We start from the raw sequence: 18,175 nt of genomic DNA, 5'->3' as shown, positions 1-18,175 counted from the left end.
CCAACCTATCTGAGCTTCAGGGTGCTGAGTGAGATCAGCACCAGGATAATTGAAATGATCCAGAACCTGACGATGATCTTGGGTTCAGGCCAGCCCTTTTTCTCGAAATGGTGATGAAGAGGCGCCATCAGAAAGACCCTCTTTCCGAGGAGGCGGAAGGAGGCGACCTGGATGATTACGCTCAGGGCCTCCAGGACGAAAAGGCCGCCCACCAGAACCAGAAGAAGTTCCTGCTTGGAAATTACCGCCAGCAGGCCGAGGGCTCCTCCAAGGGAGAGGGATCCGATATCCCCCATGAATACCTGCGCGGGGTAGGTATTGAACCACAGAAAACCAAGGCTAGCGCCCACCATGGCTCCGCAGAAGATTGAAAGCTCCCCGGCTTCGGGCACGAAAACTATCTGAAGGTATTGGGCGAATTTTGAATGGCCGGAAAGATAGATGAACAGGGCGAAGGCCGCTGAGGCAAAGATGATCGGTCCGATGGCCAGGCCGTCGAGACCATCCGTAAGATTGACGGCATTGGAGGATCCGACTATGACCAGCATGACGAAGGGGATATAAGTCCACGACATGTAGATGAGTACCTCTTTGAAGAACGGCACCTGAAGATATGGGCCCCACTGTCCGGAAGGATACAGGTACAGGTAGACCGCAGCCGCAAGGGCGATGACCAGCTGAATCCCGAACTTCGTCCTGATGGTCAACCCCTTCCCGCCGGCGCCGTATAATTTCATCATGTCGTCAACCAGGCCGAGAAGGCCGAAGCAGGAAAAGATGATCAACACAACCCACACCAGTCGGTTCCCAAGGTCGGCCCAAAGGAGCGTTGAGATTACGATTGACAGAAATATCAGCAACCCTCCCATGGTCGGAACCCCGGCCTTGAGCAGGTGTCCCTCCGGCAGGTATTCCCTGACGTAGTTACCCGGCTGTGCCGTTTTCAGCCTGCCGATAATCCACGGTCCGAGGATGAAACTTATTATCAGGGCGGTCAGTATGGAAAGGGCCGTCCGAAAAGTAATGTACCTGAAGACATTGAATCCCGTATGAACCGCCCTCATGGACATGAAAAGTTTGAAGAGCAACTCAGTCACCTCCCCCGTCAGGAGATTCGACCGGGTCCAGGAACTTTTTCATGATCCTTTCAATCCTGGCCGCCCTGGACGCCTTGAAGAGCACCCACACCCCCGGCGCCAGGAGCCCGGCGAGCACATCAACTGCGGCTTCGTCCTCTGCACAGGAAAAAATCTTTTCCCTCGACATCCCCGCTTCCGCCGCGCCTTTACCTATCAATTCAGCCACAGGGCCCACCGCCACCAGGAAATCGATGCCAAGCTCCCCCACGCGCCGACCCACGAGGATATGTCCCTGTTCGAAGTAATCTCCCAATTCCTTCATCTCACCGAGAACAGCGACGGTGACCCCCTCGCTTTTCAATGCCGCGAGATTAATAAGTGCTGTCCCGACGGACAGTGGATTGGCATTGTACGTGTCGTCTATAAAATTGACCCCTGGACGGGGATTGAGAATTTCTCCCCTTCCGTCCCGGGGATACCATGAAGCGAGACCGCTTATCATATGTTCAAGGGAAATACCCAGGGGCAGGGTGACAGCCGCCGCAGCCAGGGCATTCTCCACAAAATGCATACCGAACCCTTTAATGTGTACACGTTCCCTGCCCATAGGGGTTTTCATTACAAAACTGGTCTCCGTGCCCGGTGAAATCTCCGATGCCGTCACCTCGCCGGTATTCAACCCATAGGTCAGGACCCTGCAGTTTGCCCGATCACGCAGCACCTCATACCATTGGCTTTCCCCGTTCAGGGCACACCATCCGGTTGGAGGCAATGCTTCCAGAACTGCCGCCTTTTCGTTCACGAGAGACTCAAGATCGCCAAACCCTTCCAGGTGGGCCCAGCCCAGCCTGGTAATGACTGCGGCCTGAGGCTGAAGAATGGATGTCAGCATAGCGATCTCCCCGGGGGCATTGGAACCCAGTTCGAGGACCGCGTACCGGTGATAATCGGCAAGCTCCAGAAGGGAAAAGGGAAGCCCGATATGGTTATTGAAATTGCCGGCGTTTCTCAGGCATGGTCCCTTGGTGGAAAGGATGCCGGCCGTCATTTCCTTGATGGTTGTCTTTCCAACACTCCCCACCACCGCCAGGGTGGGGACGGGATGGCGCTCCCTCCAGAACGAAGCCAGGGTTTGCAGTGCCCGGACCGTATTCTCCACAACGATGAGCGGGATGGGTGGTATTTTCGCCGCCACGGGTGGAAGGTCCTTGTCCACCACCGCGAGCGCCGCTCCCCCCTTCCATGCCTCCTGAAGGAAATCGTGGCCGTCATGAGTTTCACCCCTGATGGCGAAAAACACCTGGCCGGAGGTTACGGTTCGGCTGTCGATGGATATGCCCGTGAAAAGCCGGGGTCCGGGTGTTCCGGTGATGAGAGTCCCGGCCGTACCCTTCAGAATGTCCTTCAGGTTGAACCGGATCACCTCGCCACCTCCATGAAACGGGCAATGGCGGCTCCAACTTCATCCACATCCGAGAACGGCAGAATCCGGTCACCTATGATCTGATAATTTTCGTGCCCCTTACCGGCCACTACCAGGGCGTCACCCGGTCTGGCCATGCGGGATGCCAGATCGATTGCCTCACGGCGATCGACCACACGGCGGGCCTTTGCTCCACAATTGGTCATCCCCGCCACGATGTCGTCGATGATGGAATCCGGGTCTTCACTGCGGGGGTTGTCGGAGGTAACGATAGCCTGGTCGGAAAGCTTCCCGGCGATGGCTCCCATGATGGGCCGTTTGGACCTGTCCCTGTCCCCTCCGCAGCCGAAAACGACTATTGTCCTGCCCCTTGTGATCATTCGGACGTTTTCAAGAAGATTTTTCAGGGCATCCGGAGTGTGGGCGTAATCCACTATGGCCGTATATGGTTGTCCTTTATCGACCCTTTCAAAACGGCCCGGGATTTTTGTAACGTTCTGGATACCTCCTGAAATTTTCCCGACGTCCATACCCAGAAGACCGCAGACAGCCACCGCGGTCATAATATTATAGACGTTAAAATGCCCCGGCAGTGTGGTGTTCACGGGAATCTCGCCCCAGGGAGTTTCCAGGACAAACCGGCTGCCCATCTCCCCTCCGTTTATTTCCCCCCTGACCCGTATATCCCCCTCTTTCATCCCCACAGTGAGGATTGGACCGCCCACCTCTTTCCACAACCGGGTCCCATACCGATCATCGATGTTCACCACGCGGTTTGCAACGTTAGAATCGGTAAACAGCCGGGCCTTCGCCTGAAAGTAATCGTCCATGTCGGAATGAAAATCGAGGTGATCATGCGTCAGGTTGGTGAAGACCGCCACCTCCATGCGCATTCCATCCACACGGTGAAGGACCATCGCGTGGGAGGAGACCTCCAGGATGCACGTCTTACACCCGGATGAGACCATGCTTGCCAGGTATGCGTTGAGATCCGGGGATTCCGGGGTTGTTCTTGGCGCGCTCAACACCTCACTGCCGATAAGATATTGCACCGTGCCGATGAGTCCCGGTCTGAGATTGGCCGAGTTCAGAATTCCATGGATTATGTAGGCGGTTGTGGTTTTCCCGTTGGTGCCTGTTATTCCTATCAGCTTCAGGTCAGCCGACGGATCGTGGTAGAGGTTTCTTGAGGCCAGGGCCATGGCGGATCTTACATCATCCGCGAGAACGAACGTCGTCCCCTGGACCGGCGGTACGTTACGGCCGGCAAGAAATGCTGCCGCTCCTTTCTTCATGGCATCCCCGATGAATGAGGCTCCATCGAATTTCTCCCCGGCAACCGCGGCGAAAAGATCCCCCGGGCGGACACGCCTCGAATCGTAACAGATCCCTGTCACATCGACCTCTTTGGTGCCTACGGTTCTGATTCCCGGCACATCTCTCATGACATCGCAAAGTTTCACGTTTTGATCCTCGGCATGAGGGAAAGCCTGATTTTCTGTCCGATATTTTTCCCGGGTGCGGGGTCCTGGCGAACCACGACCCCAGTACCTGAAACATCGATGCCGGAGTCGAGGCTGGAAAGTATCTGAAGGGCCTCTCTTAGCGTCAGGCCATGGAGATCCGGCATGGCAGGGGAACCGGAAGAGTCTACTTCCTGGTCCGCCCGGGCAATTTTCGTTCCTTCGGGGAGGGGGGAATATTTTCGGTCTTTTTTGGGGACGGAGGGTTCAACATTAAGATACTCCAATGTTTTTTCAACTATTCTGGCCCAGATGGGTGCAGCGACAACACCGCCGTACATATGGTTTTGAGGTTCATCGATCACAACAATCACGGTTATGATGGGTTTTTCCGCAGGAGCAAAGCCCACGAACGAAGCCACGAAGGCACTAGTGGAATATCGGCCTTCTTTGGATGAAAATTTCTGCGCCGTGCCCGTTTTTCCCGCAACCTTGTAGCCGGGTATGGCGGCGCGGACACCCGACCCACCGGGCATGACCACTGATTCCATCATCCTGGTTACCTTCTTTGCGGTAGCCTTACTAATTACCTGGCGGATTACTTCGGGCCGGTTCTTCAGGACAGAATTTCCCGAAGAATTGGTAATATTTTCAACCAGAAACGGACGGAGGAGTAGGCCCCCGGTCGCAATAACGTTTATGGCGTTTACCATCTGCAGCGGGGTTACGGCGACTCCTTGACCAAAGGACGCGTTTGCGGTGTCGACCTGCGTCCAGGTAGCGGCATTTCTCAACACGCCCCTTCTTTCCCCAGGCAGCAGAAGCCCGACACGCTTTTTGAAACCGAAGAGGGCGGCATAATCGGCCAGGCGGTTCCTACCAAGTTCAAGGCCGATTTTGCTTGCCCCGATATTGCTGGATTTTTGAATGATCCCCCTCAGGGTCAGCCAGCCGTGGGGAACGTGGTCCTTGATAAAAACATCCCCGACCTTGAATCTCCCATTTCCACAGAAAAGAATATCCATCTCATCAAATACCTTTTCTTCCAGCGCGGCGGAAACGGTAATGATCTTGAAAGTGGAACCGGGTTCGTATGCAAAATTAATGGCACGATTTCGGTAATTGTTTGAGGAAAACCTCTGAAACTCATTGGGGTTGAAACCAGGGTAGCTTGCCATAGCCAGGATTTTTCCGGTCGCTGATTCGAGGACGATGGCCGCGGCCCCTTTGGCGAACGTTCTTTCGGCTCCCAAGTCGAGGGCTTCCTCCGTGAAGTACTGTATGGTCCGATCCAGCGTGAGCTGAACGGTTGACCCCATCGTGGGTTCCAGGCTCCAGGAATCGTCAGGTGAATATATCCGTCCCCTGGCATCCCTCTTGAGAACCCTGATCCCCCCGGCTCCTTTAAGCTCATCATCCAGGGAGGCTTCCAACCCCTCCAATCCACGGTCTGTGCCTACAAACCCCAGGATAGATCCTGCGAGATCAAGACTCGGGTAGTACCGCCGTGATTCCTCCTGAATCCCTATCCCCGGCAGGGCCAGTTTCCGTACTTTATCGGCTTTCTCCGGGGAGATTTTCCGCACCAGCCACACGAATCCGGACCCGGTTTTCATTCTGGCCAGAATCTTGCCGCCGTCCACATCCAATGCCTCCCCGAGAAGTAGGGCTTCTTGTCCCTTGTCGGGGATATTTTCACGGAAGGCGTATACGGATGACACCGGCACACTGACTGCCAGGCGCTGGGCATTTCGGTCGAGGATGGGCCCGCGGCGCGGGTTTATGCTGACCGTCATCCTGTTCTGACGGATGGCGCGTTCGCGAAGGGCTTCCCCGTGAAGGATCTGAAGATAGAAGGCCTTGAGCATGGGGATCAGGAGAAGCAGCGGTATCAGGATGCCCAGGAGCCGGATGCGGCCATGCACCTTGTTTATCCAGGAACTGTCCCGTTCAACTCGTTTTCTCATGGGACTATCAATGTCGTAAAAAATCCATTCATGGCTTTTTTACTCCACGGAAAGCGAAAAATGTCATTTTCACTTCCCTCACAAATCAACGATTTGGGCGCCCTTCAGCGGGCGCAGTGATGACTTTTTGCGAAGTCATCACTTTCGATAGGGTCGTAAAAAGTCCTCCAATGGCTTTTTACTCCACGGGAAGCGAAAAATGTCATTTTCACTTCCCTCACAAATCAACGATTTGGGCGCCCTTCAGTGGGCGCAGTGATGACTTTTTGCGAAGTCATCACTATCTGCCCGGGGACGGGTTCCGTCATTCCCATACGTTCCCGGGCAATACGTTCAATCCTCTCGGGCCTGTTAAGCATGGCTCTCTCGATTTCAAGCTCCCGGTTGAGGCGGGCTTCCCTGGCCTCATCCTTCTCAAGCCCCCGGATCTGATATCCCAGGTCGATAACGACAAGCCCGCGCCATGTCGTTACAAAAATACCGGCGCCGATCAGAACGGCGATCAACAGGACAATTGTCAATTCCTTGAGCCCTGGCGCCGCAATCCGCTGCCCACGCTCTGTTCTCACGCCTGCAGCGGTATTCATTGAGAGGTCATCAACCTTTCAAAAACACGCATTTTGGCACTCCTGCTCCTGGGGTTGGCGAGGATCTCATCCTCACCGGGCACGAGGGGGCGCCTGGTCACGACCTTCCCTTTCGGTTTTTCGCCGCACACGCACATGGGGAATTTCGCGGGACACCGGCAAGGGTTTTCCAGATCCCTGAACGTTCTTTTTACAATCCTGTCCTCCAGTGAATGGAAAGATATGACTGCCATGCGTCCGCCTGAAACCAGGTGCTCAACGCAGTCGGGGATGGCATCTTCCAGGGCTCTCAATTCGTCGTTAACCTCTATCCGCAGGGCCTGGAAGGATCGTGTCGCGGGGTGAATCCGGAATCGGTTTCCTCCTCTCATGGCGGTCTCGATGATTTCAGCCAATTCCCTGGTGCCGCGGATCCGTTTCTTTTGACGGCTTCTTACTATTGCCTTCGTTATTTCGGCCGCCTGTCTTTCCTCCCCATAGCGCGACAGAATTTTTTTTAGATCCGCTGGAGAGTATTCGTTGACTACATCCTCAGCCGTCAGGGATCCGGAGAGATCCATGCGCATATCCAGGGGACCGTCGTGCTGGAAGGAAAAACCCCTCCTGCCGCTTTCGAGCTGCCGGCTCGATACCCCCAGATCCAGGATGATACCGTCCACCATTCCTACCCCGGCCTTTTCCAGTTCGACCCCTGCGTTTCTGAAGTCAGCCCGGCGAAGATGTACCCTTCCTTCAAATTCCCTTAGCCTTTTCCCGGCCAACTCAAGGATTTCAGAATCCCTGTCGAGGCCGATAATCCGTGTACCCGCGAATCGGGTCAGGATGGCTGCAGAGTGCCCTCCTTCGCCAACCGTCCCATCCAGATACACGGCTCCCTCCCGGATTCGAAGCTCCCTGAGGAGTTCCTCCAGTAGGACCGGTATGTGGCCTTGCCCGGCCTTGTAACCTGCCATCATTTCCCGTTGGCACCTATTGCTATGGTCGCAAAAAGTCCATTCACGGTTTTTTGCTCAACGGAAAGCGAAAAATGTCATTTTCACTTTCCTCACAAATCAACGACCTGCGCTGCAAGTCATCGATTTGGGCACCCTCTAACGGGCGCGTTGATGACTCTTTGCGAAGTCATCAACGGAATGCTTAAGAGACTACAGGCCGAAATCGGCCAGTTCTTCAGCTATTTGATCGAAATTATCCACCGCCCGCTGGATCTCCTCATCCCATCGCTCCAGACTCCAGATCTCGATCTTATGGAGCATTCCGGCCAGGACGACCTGCTTACCCAGCCCGGCGGCCTTTCGAAGGGTGGGAGGCACGAGGATCCTTCCCTGCTTATCCATTTCGCACTCGGTAGCGCCGGAGTAGAAGTAACGGAGAAATCCCTGGACATTGGCTTTAAGCGTTGACAGCCGGCTCGCTTTTGATTCCAGAATTTCCCATTTGTCGGGCGTGTAAATGACCAGACAATGTGGTAAATTAGTAATGATGAGCCGGCCGTTGTGGTTTTCTGCGATGGCGTCCCTGAACTTGGCGGGAATGGCCATACGACCTTTATCGTCAATGGTATGTTCAAAACGGCCACGAAATAGAATTGGGTTCACGTTTCACCTCTCCCCACTTTATCCCACATTGCCCCACACTATACGGGCGAGCTATTTTCTTGTCAAGAAAATGTTGTGACTTTTCTACGGGTTATGGGCGAACACCAGAGGCAAAAAAACACTACATATGGGAAATATGATGGCGGTTACGCAACATCTTGAGATGGAGGGCGCATGGCGTAGGGGAGTGGGGGCGCAGTGACGTCGTCGAAATAACCTGGACACCAGCCCCTGGATCCTGCTTATTGGACTTTGAACTCTGGACAAGGAGTGGCCTGGAGCTGGATATTCCAGCTCCAGNNGGCCGGTTGGGGGGGGGTGGAGAAGTTCTTAAGGGGTGTTGAGTGAAACCCCTTCCATATTGTTCAGTATTCCTCTGAATTTATCTGCCGAAGCCCAGAAAAAGTTTGTCTCCAGAAACTCGATATTACCGTTGTTGCTGATAATAATGCTCGTCGGCAGATCGTGAATCTGATACTCGTTCCAGATCTTTTTCCCTCTATCGACCACTATAGCCACCGGGAGGTCCCATTCCTCGACAATCTGCCTCATAAACGCCAGGGACTTGATTCCGGTGGTTTCTGTTTCAGAATTTACCACCAGGAACACAATCGAAGGGTAAAGATCGCTTATCTTCTTCAGCCAGGCAAGTTCCTCCCGGCTGGTTGAACACCAGCTGGACCAGAACGCCAGGAACACGGTCTTGCCCTTCAACTGGTGAAGGGACAACTTCTCCCCGGCAACCGTAAAAGCTGAAAAATCCGGAGCATTGTTACCTACGGCTAAATCAGCAGGCCATGCATTCACCGCCGCCGCAAGGGTGGCCGCCACAAGCACTGTGCCGAAGATCATAAAAATCTTTCCCCTTGCCGTCTTCTTTATTACCCTTGCTTTCATCTATAACTTCCCCATTCTGCTATCCATCGGCGGCGTATGTCTGACCTGTCGACATGGGACAAAAAACATGAATGATTACGTATTTGCAACTACAGTGCCAACTCATTTCGATTTAACCGGTTCGTAATACGTTGATTTATTGAGGAATTTTATTAACAGGGGGTTGGCGGACAGGATGTGCTGCAATTATTTTATGACATTTTGCGTCACATCGAGAAAAATTCGGACTGATATGGCACGCATGTAGCATCAAGGCAGTAGCTTAGTGGATTTTCAGCTCCACACGGCCTTTTTGCGCCGTTTCCGGTCATTTTCGACCGAACGCCAGACAGTTTTTCGTCAGCATCCCGGGGTGGGGGTTGAACCAGGCGAAGAGACTTTTTCTTTCAGGAAGGAGATCTGTTTGAGTCCAATTTCATCGGAGCTGGTCGGGCTCGGCTCCGACTTCATCGCTGAATTTCGGTATATATGGTGGTATTTCATTTTCGGCGTGGCCCTGGAAGCTCTCGTACGAACTTTCGGGTGGCATATCAAGCTGCGTAAATTTCTTGAACGGTTCGGTCATGGCTCAATATTTATCGCAACGGGAATTGGGCTTTTCAGCCCGCTTTGCGCCTGTGGAATCCTGCCGTTGACCATTTCAATGCTCATGGCCGGAGTACCGCTGGCTCCGGCCATAGCGCTTCTGGTAGCCAGTCCCCTCATGAGCCCCGCAGGTTACGCTCTTACCGCCTGGGAACTGGGAGGTCAGTGGGCACTGGCAAAGCTTCTGTCCGCCATGGTTATGGGGCTGTTTGCCGGATACGTTACCCTCTTTTTCCAGAAACGGGGAGGGTTCGACAACAAGGACCTCTTTGCCAGAGGTGTTCCCAAGGGAGATTTTCACGATCCGGACTATCCCTGCGATGATCTTCAATGTGACTGCCGGAATCAGTTCAGTAAAAAATATATCGAGACGAGGACGAAGAACAAATTCCTCGTTTTTCTGGGGAAATTTGTTGACGGCACATTGAAGATTGGGAAATTTACTGTTCTGGGCGTAGCGATCGAGGTTATCGCCGCCCGCTACATACCCACCGAATGGATCTCTCCCCTACTGACCAACACCGTCCCTTTCAGCATACCGATTCTTACCCTGGCGGTTGTTCCGCTGCACATCAATCAGATCATGGCCTCGGCTATTTTATACGGTTTCGTCGATCTTCCCCTGGCCCACGGACCGGGCCTTGCGTTTCTGGTGGGGGCCCCGGTTACGGCTATTCCGGTCATGGGGGTTTTCCTCGCCTTCTTTCGCCGCAGGGTGTTTTTCCTCTATATGGGCATCTGTATTACGGGTACCATAGGGCTGGCTTATGCCTATCAATACCTGATAGTGCCGTAAAAAGTCCTTCAATGGCTTTTTACTCAACGGAAAGCGAAAAATGTCATTTTCACTTTCCTCACAAATCTTCGATTTGCGCGCCCCTAATGGGCGCATTGATGACTTCTCACGAAGTCATCAATACATGTTCTGAGGTTCCTATGACTATGCCTGTACGAATCGCAGTGTTTTTTCTGATCCTGGCCCCGGTTTTTGCATCGGCGGACCCTACCATTTTGACCGAGATAGTTCCCAAAAGCCGCGAAGTCTCAGGTGAGGTGGCTATTTCCGAGGACCTGTTGATCCCCGAGGGAGTCACGCTGACCTTCCTGCCGGGCACAACCGTCACGATCATCCCCAGGGAGGGGACAAGAACCGATGCGAGGTTTATTACCACCCTTACCGAGATCTCCGTGAGGGGAACACTCTCCGTGCCGGAAGGCCCGGTTGTCTTTCAGCCGGAGGGAAAAACATTTCGCGGATCGTGGGCGGGCATCATCATGCCGGCGTCATCCTCCCGCGTCAATCTTCACGGGGTGAAGATCTCCGGAGCAAAGTACGGGCTCCTCGCCATCAAGGGCAAGGCCGAGATCCGCGATTCCAGCTTCTCTCACAACGAGATCGGTATTGCCGTAACCCCTGGCGCAGGTGTCACCGAGGGTTCCAACACATTCGATTCCAACGGGACCGGAACCGCGGCATGGTTCATGGAAACCCCCATGAGGGATTCGAAGGACCGGTTCAGCGGCAATGATGAGGACGCCCTCGCCCTGACCGCACCGGAGGGTAAGATCCTCCACAGGGCCATGGATCCGGTGATCATTCCCGCACCGCCCGGGAGGAGGGAATACCTGGGGCAGGAGGCCCTCACCGAGGACACAGTGTGGTCCGGGACCGTTGTCATAGACGGTCAGGTAGCCGTGATGCCGGACGTGACGCTGACGATCAAGGCGGGAACCAGGGTCCTCTTTCGCTTCCTGGACACGAACGGAGACGGCATCGGGGAAAGCTGGATCATCGCGCAGGGTCGCGTCCGGGTCCTCGGCGAGGAAGATGCCTGGGTCCTGTTCGACGCCGAGGATGATAAGGCAGGCCCCGGAGCCTGGGGAGCCCTTAGCATCGTCGCCTCCGACGCCCCGGATAATCTGATCCGCTATGCTCTCTTCAGACATGGGCAAAGGTCCTTTCACGCCCATTTTTCCAAGGTGCGTCTGGAACACGTGGCCTTCGAGGACAATCTCAGAGGGGTCCAGTTCCAGGAATCGGAGGGGCTCTCCATCAACTGGGGATTATTCACCGGCAACCAGAGCGCCATGCGCTTTCGGGACTCCACCGTTGACCTCTCCAACCTTGTCGTCCGGCAAAACACCTCCGGCATCAACTTCCTGCGGGCCAGGGTCAGGGCCCGGAACCTTCTCGTCGAGGAAAACACCCTGGAGAGTTTCCTCGCCAGGGAGTCGGATACAGACATTTCCAGCTCGGTATTCACCCGCAACCGCCAGGGCCCCAGGTTCAAGGGGGAGGGTGAGACGATCCGGATGTGGGACATTGCCACGATCAACAACCTGACCGAGGGAATTTCCCTCATGAATGTGAAGGCTTATATCCTGGATTCGGACCTTTCAGACAATGGCCTTACCGGACTGTCGGTGACGGATGCCGAAGTAAGCATCGGTTCGAGCCGCATCGCCGGAAACGGCCGTTTTGCCGTTGACAACAATGGTTCCACGGAGGTCGACGCCCGCCACAACGATTGGGGAAAACCCGGTCCACCCCCCGACGGGATCATCTACGACGGGAAAGACGAGGAGGGGATAGGGATGGTCCTGACGGATGATCCGAAATCCTTCACTCTGGCTTTCCCGGGCCAACCACTGCCTGCCGGCACCCAGCCGGTCCACATGCTCATAACAGGGGACGTCGCCGTACCGTCCGGACGAACCGTCAAACTTGAACCCGGAGCCAAGGTCCGTTTCGCCCCCATCCCGGAGGACTCCCTTTTCGATCTTTATTCGGATCATCCCAATTTTCCATCCTCGGAACTCCTGGTCCAGGGCAAAATAGAAGCCATCGGGGGGACCGATGATCCCATTACCTTTTCGCGCGCCGCCCCTCCGGAATTCGTGGGCGCCGAATCGCAGCAGTTATGGGGAGGAATCAACCTCACCGCCGGAGGGGGAGGGCATTTCAGAAACTGTGTGATCTCCGGGGCTTCCACAGGGATACACGCCCGAGAGGCCGGTCCTGTAGCTATTGAACAATGTATCCTGGAAGACAACGAGGTGGGAATTCGATTCTCCAGAACCCATGTCTCCATCACGGACAACATCTTCCGGCACAATGAGGCGGGCCTCCGGTTCCACGAATTTGGAGGGGTAGTTGAGAACAACTCCTTCGACTCCAATGGGACAGCTGTCTTCATCACAAAAAACCCCCAGGAAGTCATCCTGCGAAACAACATCTTCCGGAACAGCACTGATTACCACATAAAGCTTGGGGAACACGTGTCAGATGACATAAGGATTTCGGGCGGGGTTTTGGAGATTCCGAAGGGTAAACAACCGGGGGATCTCATCTTCGACCGGAAGGACGAGGATTACCTTGGGAAAGTCACTTTGGAGGGGGTTTCCCTGGGCGGACCCCGATAGGCTACACCCCGATTTTTAAACAGAGTTTTTCCACCGGACATTCGTCGCACTTCGTCTTCCTCGCCGCGCACTTGTCCCTTCCCAGGAAAATGAGTTCGCTGGAAAAGGGGAGCCACCGATCCTCGGGAAGCAGGGCGTTCAGGTCCCTCTCGACCCTCTCCGGGTCCCTGCTGTCCGTCAGACCCATGCGGAAGGCAACACGCTTGACGTGGGTGTCCACCACGACACCCGGCACCCCCTCGGCGATACCCAACACCAGGTTGGCGGTCTTTCGCCCCACCCCCGGAAGCCGGACCATCTCCTCTAACGATGAGGGCACCTTCCCGCCATGGTCCCTGACAAGGATCTCACAGCACCCTTTTATGGACTTCGCCTTCTGCCGGAAGAATCCCGTGGAGTGAATGTCCTCCTCCAGCTCGGTCAGGTCCGCCCCGGCAAAGGCGGACGCGTCGGGGTATTTCTCGAACAGGCCCGGTGTAACCCTGTTGACCCGTTCGTCGGTGCACTGGGCCGAAAGGATGGTGGCAATCAATAGCTGGAGGGTATTTTCGTAGTGAAGGGCCGTACCGTCCGCGTACAGGCCGGAAAGAATCCTGTCGATCCCTGATATACGTTTTTTCTTATCCTGGAAGGTCTCTTTCATGGCTTTTTACGAGGTCATCAACCTTTCTCTCCTCTTTGCAAACCAGGATTTCAACTCTTCCGCACCCATGCAGTTCAGGACATCCTCCTTTTCCATCCACCCCTTCCTGGCCGCGCCCACCCCGGTTAGGGTGTAAAGGAGATCCTCCGTCCCATGGGCGTCCGGACAGATGGCGATCCTGATGCCCAGGGCCTTCGCCCGGGGCATGAGACGCCAGTCCAGGTCGAGCCGGTAGGGGTGGGCATTGAGTTCGATGGCCTTGCCGTTTGCCGCCGCGCACTCAAGAACCCTTTCCATATCCACCGGGTAGGGCTCCCGGGTGAGGAGAAGCCTGCCCGTGGGGTGTCCCAGGATATCCAGATACGGATTCTCCAGTGCCCGGCAGATGCGCTCCGTCATCCGGTCCTCCGGCATAGTGAAGCTGGAATGCACGGAGCCCATGACGAAGTCGAAAGAAGCCAGGATGTCATCGGGGTAATCCAGGGAACCATCCGGCAGAATATCTGATTCAATCCCCTTGAGGACGGTAAATCCCTCGAGCCCGGCGTTGATCCTGTCGATGCCATCCCACTCCTCCCTAACCCGGTCCCGATCGAGTCCCCTGGCGTACCGGGCCGATTGTGAGTGTTCCGTGATTCCCAGGTAGGAAAGCCCGAGTTTCCTTGCCGCGTCGATCATTTCCTCCATGGTTGCCGAACCGTCGCTAGCGACAGTGTGGACGTGGAGGGCGCCCTGAATGTCCTCGGGCTCAATCAGCCTGGGGAGTTCGCCCTTTTCCGCCGCCTCGATCTCCCCCATGGCCTCCCTGAGTTCCGGGGGGATATAGGTGAGCCCAAGCCTTTCGTAGATCCCGGCCTCATCCCCGCACGGGATATTCCTTTCTCCCTTGAACAGGCCGTACTCGCTGGACTTGAGCCCCATGGAAACAGCCCGTCCCCTGAGAGCGATATTGTGCTCCTTGCTGCCGGTGAAGTGCTGGAGGGCGTATGGAAAGGAGTGGTCAGGAACCACCCGAAGGTCAAGGTTCACCCCTGAGCCGAGACGGGCCGTAAGCTTGGTGTCCCCCCGGGCGGTGACCTCATCCACAAGTGGATGGGAGGCTACGGCGTCCATGAGCCCTTCGGCATCCCCGGAGGCCAGCAGGTCCATGTCCTTGACCACCTCCTTGCGTCGGCGAAGGCTCCCGGCCACGCTTACCTTGACCGCCCCCTTGGCCGAATGCAGGGCCCCAACGATAACGTCGGCCTCCCGCTGGACATTGACGGCAAGGTATCGTCCGGCGTAGGCCGTCAATCCCGCGATCCCTTTGAGGATGTTCTCCTGGGTCTTCTTTCCGAAGCCGGGTAGATCCAGGAGCCGGTTTTCCCGGCAGGCGTATTCCAGTTCGCCTACCGATCCGACCCCCAGCTTATCCATGAGGATGCGGATCTTTCTGGGGCCAAGGCCGGGGATTCGGAGCATCTCCAGGACGCCCGCGGGAAAGCGTGATCGCAACTCAACGAGAAATGGAGGCCTGTCGGATGCGAGGAGTTCCCTGATGTGTTCCGCAATATTCTTGCCGATGCCCTTGACGCTCAGAATGGAGCCGTCCTCCACCGCTTCGGCCAGGTCAACAGGAAGACCCAGGACGGTCCTTGAGGCATTCCGATAGGCCCGCACCCGGAACGGGTTGTCGCCGCCAAGCTCCATGAGGGTGGCGGCCTCATCCAGGGCATTTGAGACAGCGCGTTTGTCCATGCGTAGAATGTAACATAAAATTCTGCTAAATTACCGCCAACCATGGAAAACCATAAGAAGCACATGATCCCGGCGCTTATCATCCTTTCCTTTATCATCTGGCCACAGACGTGTTTCGCCGGGACGGGACGGTTATCCGTCGTCACCTCGGTTTTCCCTTTGTATGAATTTTCCCGGGCAACGGCCGGCCAATCTGCAGACGTCTATCTCCTCGTCCCCCCTGGAGCTGAACCCCATACATGGGAGCCGAAACCCAGCGACATCAACCGGATCAGGGAGGCTAATCTTTTTGTCTTCATGGGGCATGAAATGGAGCCATGGGTGTCGGGTATCCTGAGGTCGCTTCGCGGCAGCGGACCCAGGATTCTGGAAGCGTCCAGAGGCCTGACTTCCCCGTCGGAAAACTCCTCCATGGGCCCGCACTTATGGCTGGATCTCTCCTTGTCCGGCAAAATGGTAGGGCGCATCGAGGGCGCCCTCGTCGGCCTGGATCCCGCGTCCGGGGCGGTTTACCGGAAAAACGCCGCCATATACAGGGAAGAACTGAGGAAACTGGACGACCTTTTCAGGGCCGGCCTTTCGAGGTGCAATAAGAGCATATTTGTCTTCGGGGGACATTCCGCCTTCGGATATCTCGCACGCAGGTACGGGCTTGAGCAGATCCCGGTATACGGCATCAGCCCCAATGCTGAACCAAGCCCCCGCCATGTCGTCCGGATTATCAAGACCGTTCGGAAGAACCATCTGAAAGTGATATATTTCGAGGATCTGGTGAACCCGAGGCTTGCCCAGGTCATCGCCCGGGAAACGGGAGCTGAGACCATGCCCCTGTATCCCGCCGGCAACGTCACTGCGCTGCAGTGGAAAGAGGGCGTCACGTTCCTGGATCTCATGAAGCTCAACCTCGCCAATCTCAGGCAGGGGCTTGAATGTGAATGACAACAACCCTCTCATATCGCTGGAAAACGTCTCCATAAGTTTCGGCGCCGATCTTATACTGGATCATGTTTCCCTGAAGGTGAATCGTGGAGATTTTCTCGCACTCATCGGACCAAACGGCTCCGGTAAAACGACTCTCATAAAGTCCATATTGGGGCTGCTCCGGCCCGACGAGGGGACTGTCAGGATCATGGGGAAGGCGATCAAGGATTTTAAGGAATGGGATCGCATTGGATACGTACCTCAGCAAGCCACGGACATGGATCCTCTCTTCCCCGCCTCGGTCCGCGAGATCGTGGCAATGGGACTTATTCCCGGAAGGCGGTTTCCCCGCTTCTTCAAACCCGGCGACAGGAAAGCCGTGGAAAGGGCGCTGGATCTGGTTGGCATGCAGGGCTACGGATCACGCCGTATCGGTGCACTGTCCGGAGGCCAGCAACAGAGGGTATTCATCGCCAGGGCGCTGGTGTCAGGCCCATCCATTCTCATCCTGGATGAACCGACTGCCGGTGTTGACGCATCGAGCCAGACCAGATTCTACGACATGTTGGGAAACCTGAACCGGGATGATGGCCTTACGTTGATCCTGGTAACCCACGATATCGGGGTGATCACCCGGTACGTACATCAGGTTGCCTGTCTGAATCAGCAGCTCGTTTTTCACGGCACTCACGAGGAATTCTGCAGCTCGACCCAGGCCGCCAGCCTCTTCGGCCCCGACTTTCATCTCATCTGCCACAGGCATTAGGCATGGAGATTCTCACCTTCGGTTTCATGCAGCGCGCCCTTCTCTCCGGGGTACTTATCGGCCTCGCATGTTCAATGCTGGGGGTCTTCCTGATCCTTCGACGGGACGCCATGATCGGTCACGGACTCGCCCATGTTACCTTCGGGGGGGTTGCCATAGGGCTTTTCCTCGGCATCTCTCCCCTGGCCGCGGCGCTGGTGGTTGCGGTTCTCAGCTCGATCTTCATCCTCCGGATCCGGGACAGGGCGGGCGTCTATGGGGATACCGCCATCGGTATCGTCTCCAGTGTGGGAATGGGCCTGGGTATTGTCATCGTCGGCCTGTCCGGAAAATTCAGCGTCGAGCTTTTCAGCTACCTTTTCGGCAATATTCTCGCCATCGGGGTGTGGGAGGTCATGGTGTCGGCGATCCTGGCGGCGGCCGTTCTGACGGCAATCATTCTGAACTACAACGAGCTCGTTTTCAGCGCCTTCGACCACGAGCTGGCCCGGGCGTCCGGGCTCAAGGTGGACCGTCTGGACGGTCTCCTGGCCGTTCTGACGGCGGTCACCGTGGTCCTCGCCATGAAGGTGGTGGGGCTCCTCCTGGTCGCCGCCCTTATTGTCATTCCGGCCGCCACAGGCCTTCAACTGGCATCCCGGTTTCGCATGGCCATAATCTTTTCGGGCATCGCCGGGGTCGTCTCGGTCCTGGGAGGCCTGTTCACAGCGTACTACCTGGACCTGCCGGCATCGGGGGCCATCGTTCTACTTGCTACCCTTTTCTTCCTCATCTCCATGGCCGCCGGGAGGGCGTTTCGGCTGAGGGGGTAGTTTAATTCAGGTTCAACGTTCAACGTTCAACGTTCAAGGTTCCACGTTTAAGGTGGTGCAGGGTGCAGTCAGGACATGGGTAACGAAACAGGTTCAAGGTTCAAGTGGCGCGGTCGGGACAGGGAGTCCAGGGTCCAGAGTCCAGAGAGGGGAATTTAGGTTCAACGTTCCACGTTTAAGGTTCAAGAGGGTGCCATACTTCCGGGTGCTCTGACACCGTGCTTTTCCTTAATAACCCTTATGGTGCCGGCAATCCTTACTCAAGTGAGGAGTT

15 protein-coding genes are annotated in these 18,175 nt (G+C 55.8%); 5 read left to right on the top strand and 10 right to left on the bottom strand.

The window, feature by feature from the left end:
• Nucleotides 1–5 precede the first annotated feature (5 nt).
• The 8 genes from GXP52_08130 to GXP52_08095 all read right to left on the bottom strand — a co-directional run bounded on the left by GXP52_08130 (nt 6) and on the right by GXP52_08095 (nt 9,014).
• Nucleotides 6–1,070, bottom strand: a complete 1,065-nt coding sequence (locus GXP52_08130) for a phospho-N-acetylmuramoyl-pentapeptide-transferase (GenBank protein ID NOY87250.1) — start codon at nt 1,068–1,070, stop codon at nt 6–8.
• Nucleotides 1,071–1,089: 19 nt separating this feature from the next.
• A complete protein-coding gene (gene murF / locus GXP52_08125; GenBank protein ID NOY87249.1) occupies nt 1,090–2,502 on the bottom strand; it encodes a UDP-N-acetylmuramoyl-tripeptide--D-alanyl-D-alanine ligase in 1,413 nt (470 codons plus the stop codon).
• Complete coding sequence (locus tag GXP52_08120) at nt 2,499–3,965, bottom strand: UDP-N-acetylmuramoyl-L-alanyl-D-glutamate--2,6-diaminopimelate ligase (GenBank protein NOY87248.1); 1,467 nt, start codon at nt 3,963–3,965, stop codon at nt 2,499–2,501. Before GXP52_08120 ends, murF begins: the two co-directional genes overlap by 4 nt.
• The gene (locus GXP52_08115; protein ID NOY87247.1) at nt 3,962–5,932 is read right to left on the bottom strand and encodes a transpeptidase family protein; all 1,971 of its coding nucleotides are present in this window, start codon (nt 5,930–5,932) and stop codon (nt 3,962–3,964) included. The genes GXP52_08120 and GXP52_08115 overlap by 4 nt, the downstream gene beginning before the upstream one ends.
• Before the next feature lie 224 nt (nt 5,933–6,156).
• The gene (locus tag GXP52_08110) at nt 6,157–6,519 is read right to left on the bottom strand and encodes a hypothetical protein (protein ID NOY87246.1); all 363 of its coding nucleotides are present in this window, start codon (nt 6,517–6,519) and stop codon (nt 6,157–6,159) included.
• Nucleotides 6,516–7,472, bottom strand: a complete 957-nt coding sequence (gene rsmH, locus GXP52_08105) for a 16S rRNA (cytosine(1402)-N(4))-methyltransferase RsmH (protein ID NOY87245.1) — start codon at nt 7,470–7,472, stop codon at nt 6,516–6,518. The genes GXP52_08110 and rsmH overlap by 4 nt, the downstream gene beginning before the upstream one ends.
• Before the next feature lie 192 nt (nt 7,473–7,664).
• Nucleotides 7,665–8,117, bottom strand: coding sequence for a division/cell wall cluster transcriptional repressor MraZ (gene mraZ, locus GXP52_08100; GenBank protein NOY87244.1), 453 nt, complete (start codon nt 8,115–8,117; stop codon nt 7,665–7,667).
• 330 nt (nt 8,118–8,447) lie between these two features.
• Nucleotides 8,448–9,014: a TlpA family protein disulfide reductase gene (locus GXP52_08095; protein NOY87243.1), complete on the bottom strand. Its 567-nt coding sequence runs from the start codon at nt 9,012–9,014 to the stop codon at nt 8,448–8,450.
• Between the two features lie 403 nt (nt 9,015–9,417).
• Here GXP52_08095 and GXP52_08090 point away from each other — a divergent pair, with 403 nt between their 5' ends.
• Both GXP52_08090 and GXP52_08085 read left to right on the top strand, forming a co-directional pair.
• A complete protein-coding gene (locus GXP52_08090) occupies nt 9,418–10,395 on the top strand; it encodes a hypothetical protein (GenBank protein NOY87242.1) in 978 nt (325 codons plus the stop codon).
• 146 nt (nt 10,396–10,541) lie between these two features.
• Nucleotides 10,542–13,022 carry a right-handed parallel beta-helix repeat-containing protein gene (locus tag GXP52_08085; protein ID NOY87241.1) on the top strand — a complete coding sequence of 827 codons (2,481 nt, stop codon included), beginning with the start codon at nt 10,542–10,544 and terminating at the stop codon, nt 13,020–13,022.
• Nucleotide 13,023: 1 nt separating this feature from the next.
• On the opposite strand, the gene nth is transcribed toward GXP52_08085, so the two are convergent.
• Both nth and polX read right to left on the bottom strand, forming a co-directional pair.
• A complete protein-coding gene (gene nth / locus GXP52_08080; protein ID NOY87240.1) occupies nt 13,024–13,665 on the bottom strand; it encodes an endonuclease III in 642 nt (213 codons plus the stop codon).
• A gap of 6 nt (nt 13,666–13,671) precedes the next feature.
• The gene (gene polX, locus GXP52_08075) at nt 13,672–15,402 is read right to left on the bottom strand and encodes a DNA polymerase/3'-5' exonuclease PolX (protein ID NOY87239.1); all 1,731 of its coding nucleotides are present in this window, start codon (nt 15,400–15,402) and stop codon (nt 13,672–13,674) included.
• 63 nt (nt 15,403–15,465) lie between these two features.
• Here polX and GXP52_08070 point away from each other — a divergent pair, with 63 nt between their 5' ends.
• From GXP52_08070 to GXP52_08060, 3 genes are read left to right on the top strand one after another with little or no spacing between them, the layout of a single operon-like run.
• Nucleotides 15,466–16,341, top strand: coding sequence for a zinc ABC transporter solute-binding protein (locus tag GXP52_08070; GenBank protein ID NOY87238.1), 876 nt, complete (start codon nt 15,466–15,468; stop codon nt 16,339–16,341).
• Nucleotides 16,328–17,089: a metal ABC transporter ATP-binding protein gene (locus GXP52_08065; GenBank protein ID NOY87237.1), complete on the top strand. Its 762-nt coding sequence runs from the start codon at nt 16,328–16,330 to the stop codon at nt 17,087–17,089. Before GXP52_08070 ends, GXP52_08065 begins: the two co-directional genes overlap by 14 nt.
• 2 nt (nt 17,090–17,091) lie before the next feature.
• Complete coding sequence (locus GXP52_08060; GenBank protein ID NOY87236.1) at nt 17,092–17,901, top strand: metal ABC transporter permease; 810 nt, start codon at nt 17,092–17,094, stop codon at nt 17,899–17,901.
• The last annotated feature ends 274 nt before the right edge of the window (nt 17,902–18,175 follow it).

Source organism: Deltaproteobacteria bacterium, from assembly GCA_013151915.1.
GTDB lineage: Bacteria > BMS3Abin14 > BMS3Abin14 > BMS3Abin14 > BMS3Abin14 > BMS3ABIN14.
This window is presented reverse-complemented; position numbering and strand designations above follow the sequence as displayed.

Bases quoted from the DNA above. Each gene is read 5' to 3' on its own strand.
- GXP52_08110 (NOY87246.1), bottom strand. From the start codon at position 6,519: ATGAATACCGCTGCAGGCGTGAGAACAGAGCGTGGGCAGCGGATTGCG.
- polX (NOY87239.1), bottom strand. From the start codon at position 15,402: ATGGACAAACGCGCTGTCTCAAATGCCCTGGATGAGGCCGCCACCCTC.
- GXP52_08085 (NOY87241.1), top strand. From the start codon at position 10,542: ATGCCTGTACGAATCGCAGTGTTTTTTCTGATCCTGGCCCCGGTTTTT.
- nth (NOY87240.1), bottom strand. From the start codon at position 13,665: ATGAAAGAGACCTTCCAGGATAAGAAAAAACGTATATCAGGGATCGAC.
- GXP52_08060 (NOY87236.1), top strand. From the start codon at position 17,092: ATGGAGATTCTCACCTTCGGTTTCATGCAGCGCGCCCTTCTCTCCGGG.
- GXP52_08130 (NOY87250.1), bottom strand. From the start codon at position 1,070: ATGTCCATGAGGGCGGTTCATACGGGATTCAATGTCTTCAGGTACATT.
- GXP52_08070 (NOY87238.1), top strand. From the start codon at position 15,466: ATGATCCCGGCGCTTATCATCCTTTCCTTTATCATCTGGCCACAGACG.
- GXP52_08115 (NOY87247.1), bottom strand. From the start codon at position 5,932: ATGAGAAAACGAGTTGAACGGGACAGTTCCTGGATAAACAAGGTGCAT.
- GXP52_08095 (NOY87243.1), bottom strand. From the start codon at position 9,014: ATGAAAGCAAGGGTAATAAAGAAGACGGCAAGGGGAAAGATTTTTATG.
- rsmH (NOY87245.1), bottom strand. From the start codon at position 7,472: ATGGCAGGTTACAAGGCCGGGCAAGGCCACATACCGGTCCTACTGGAG.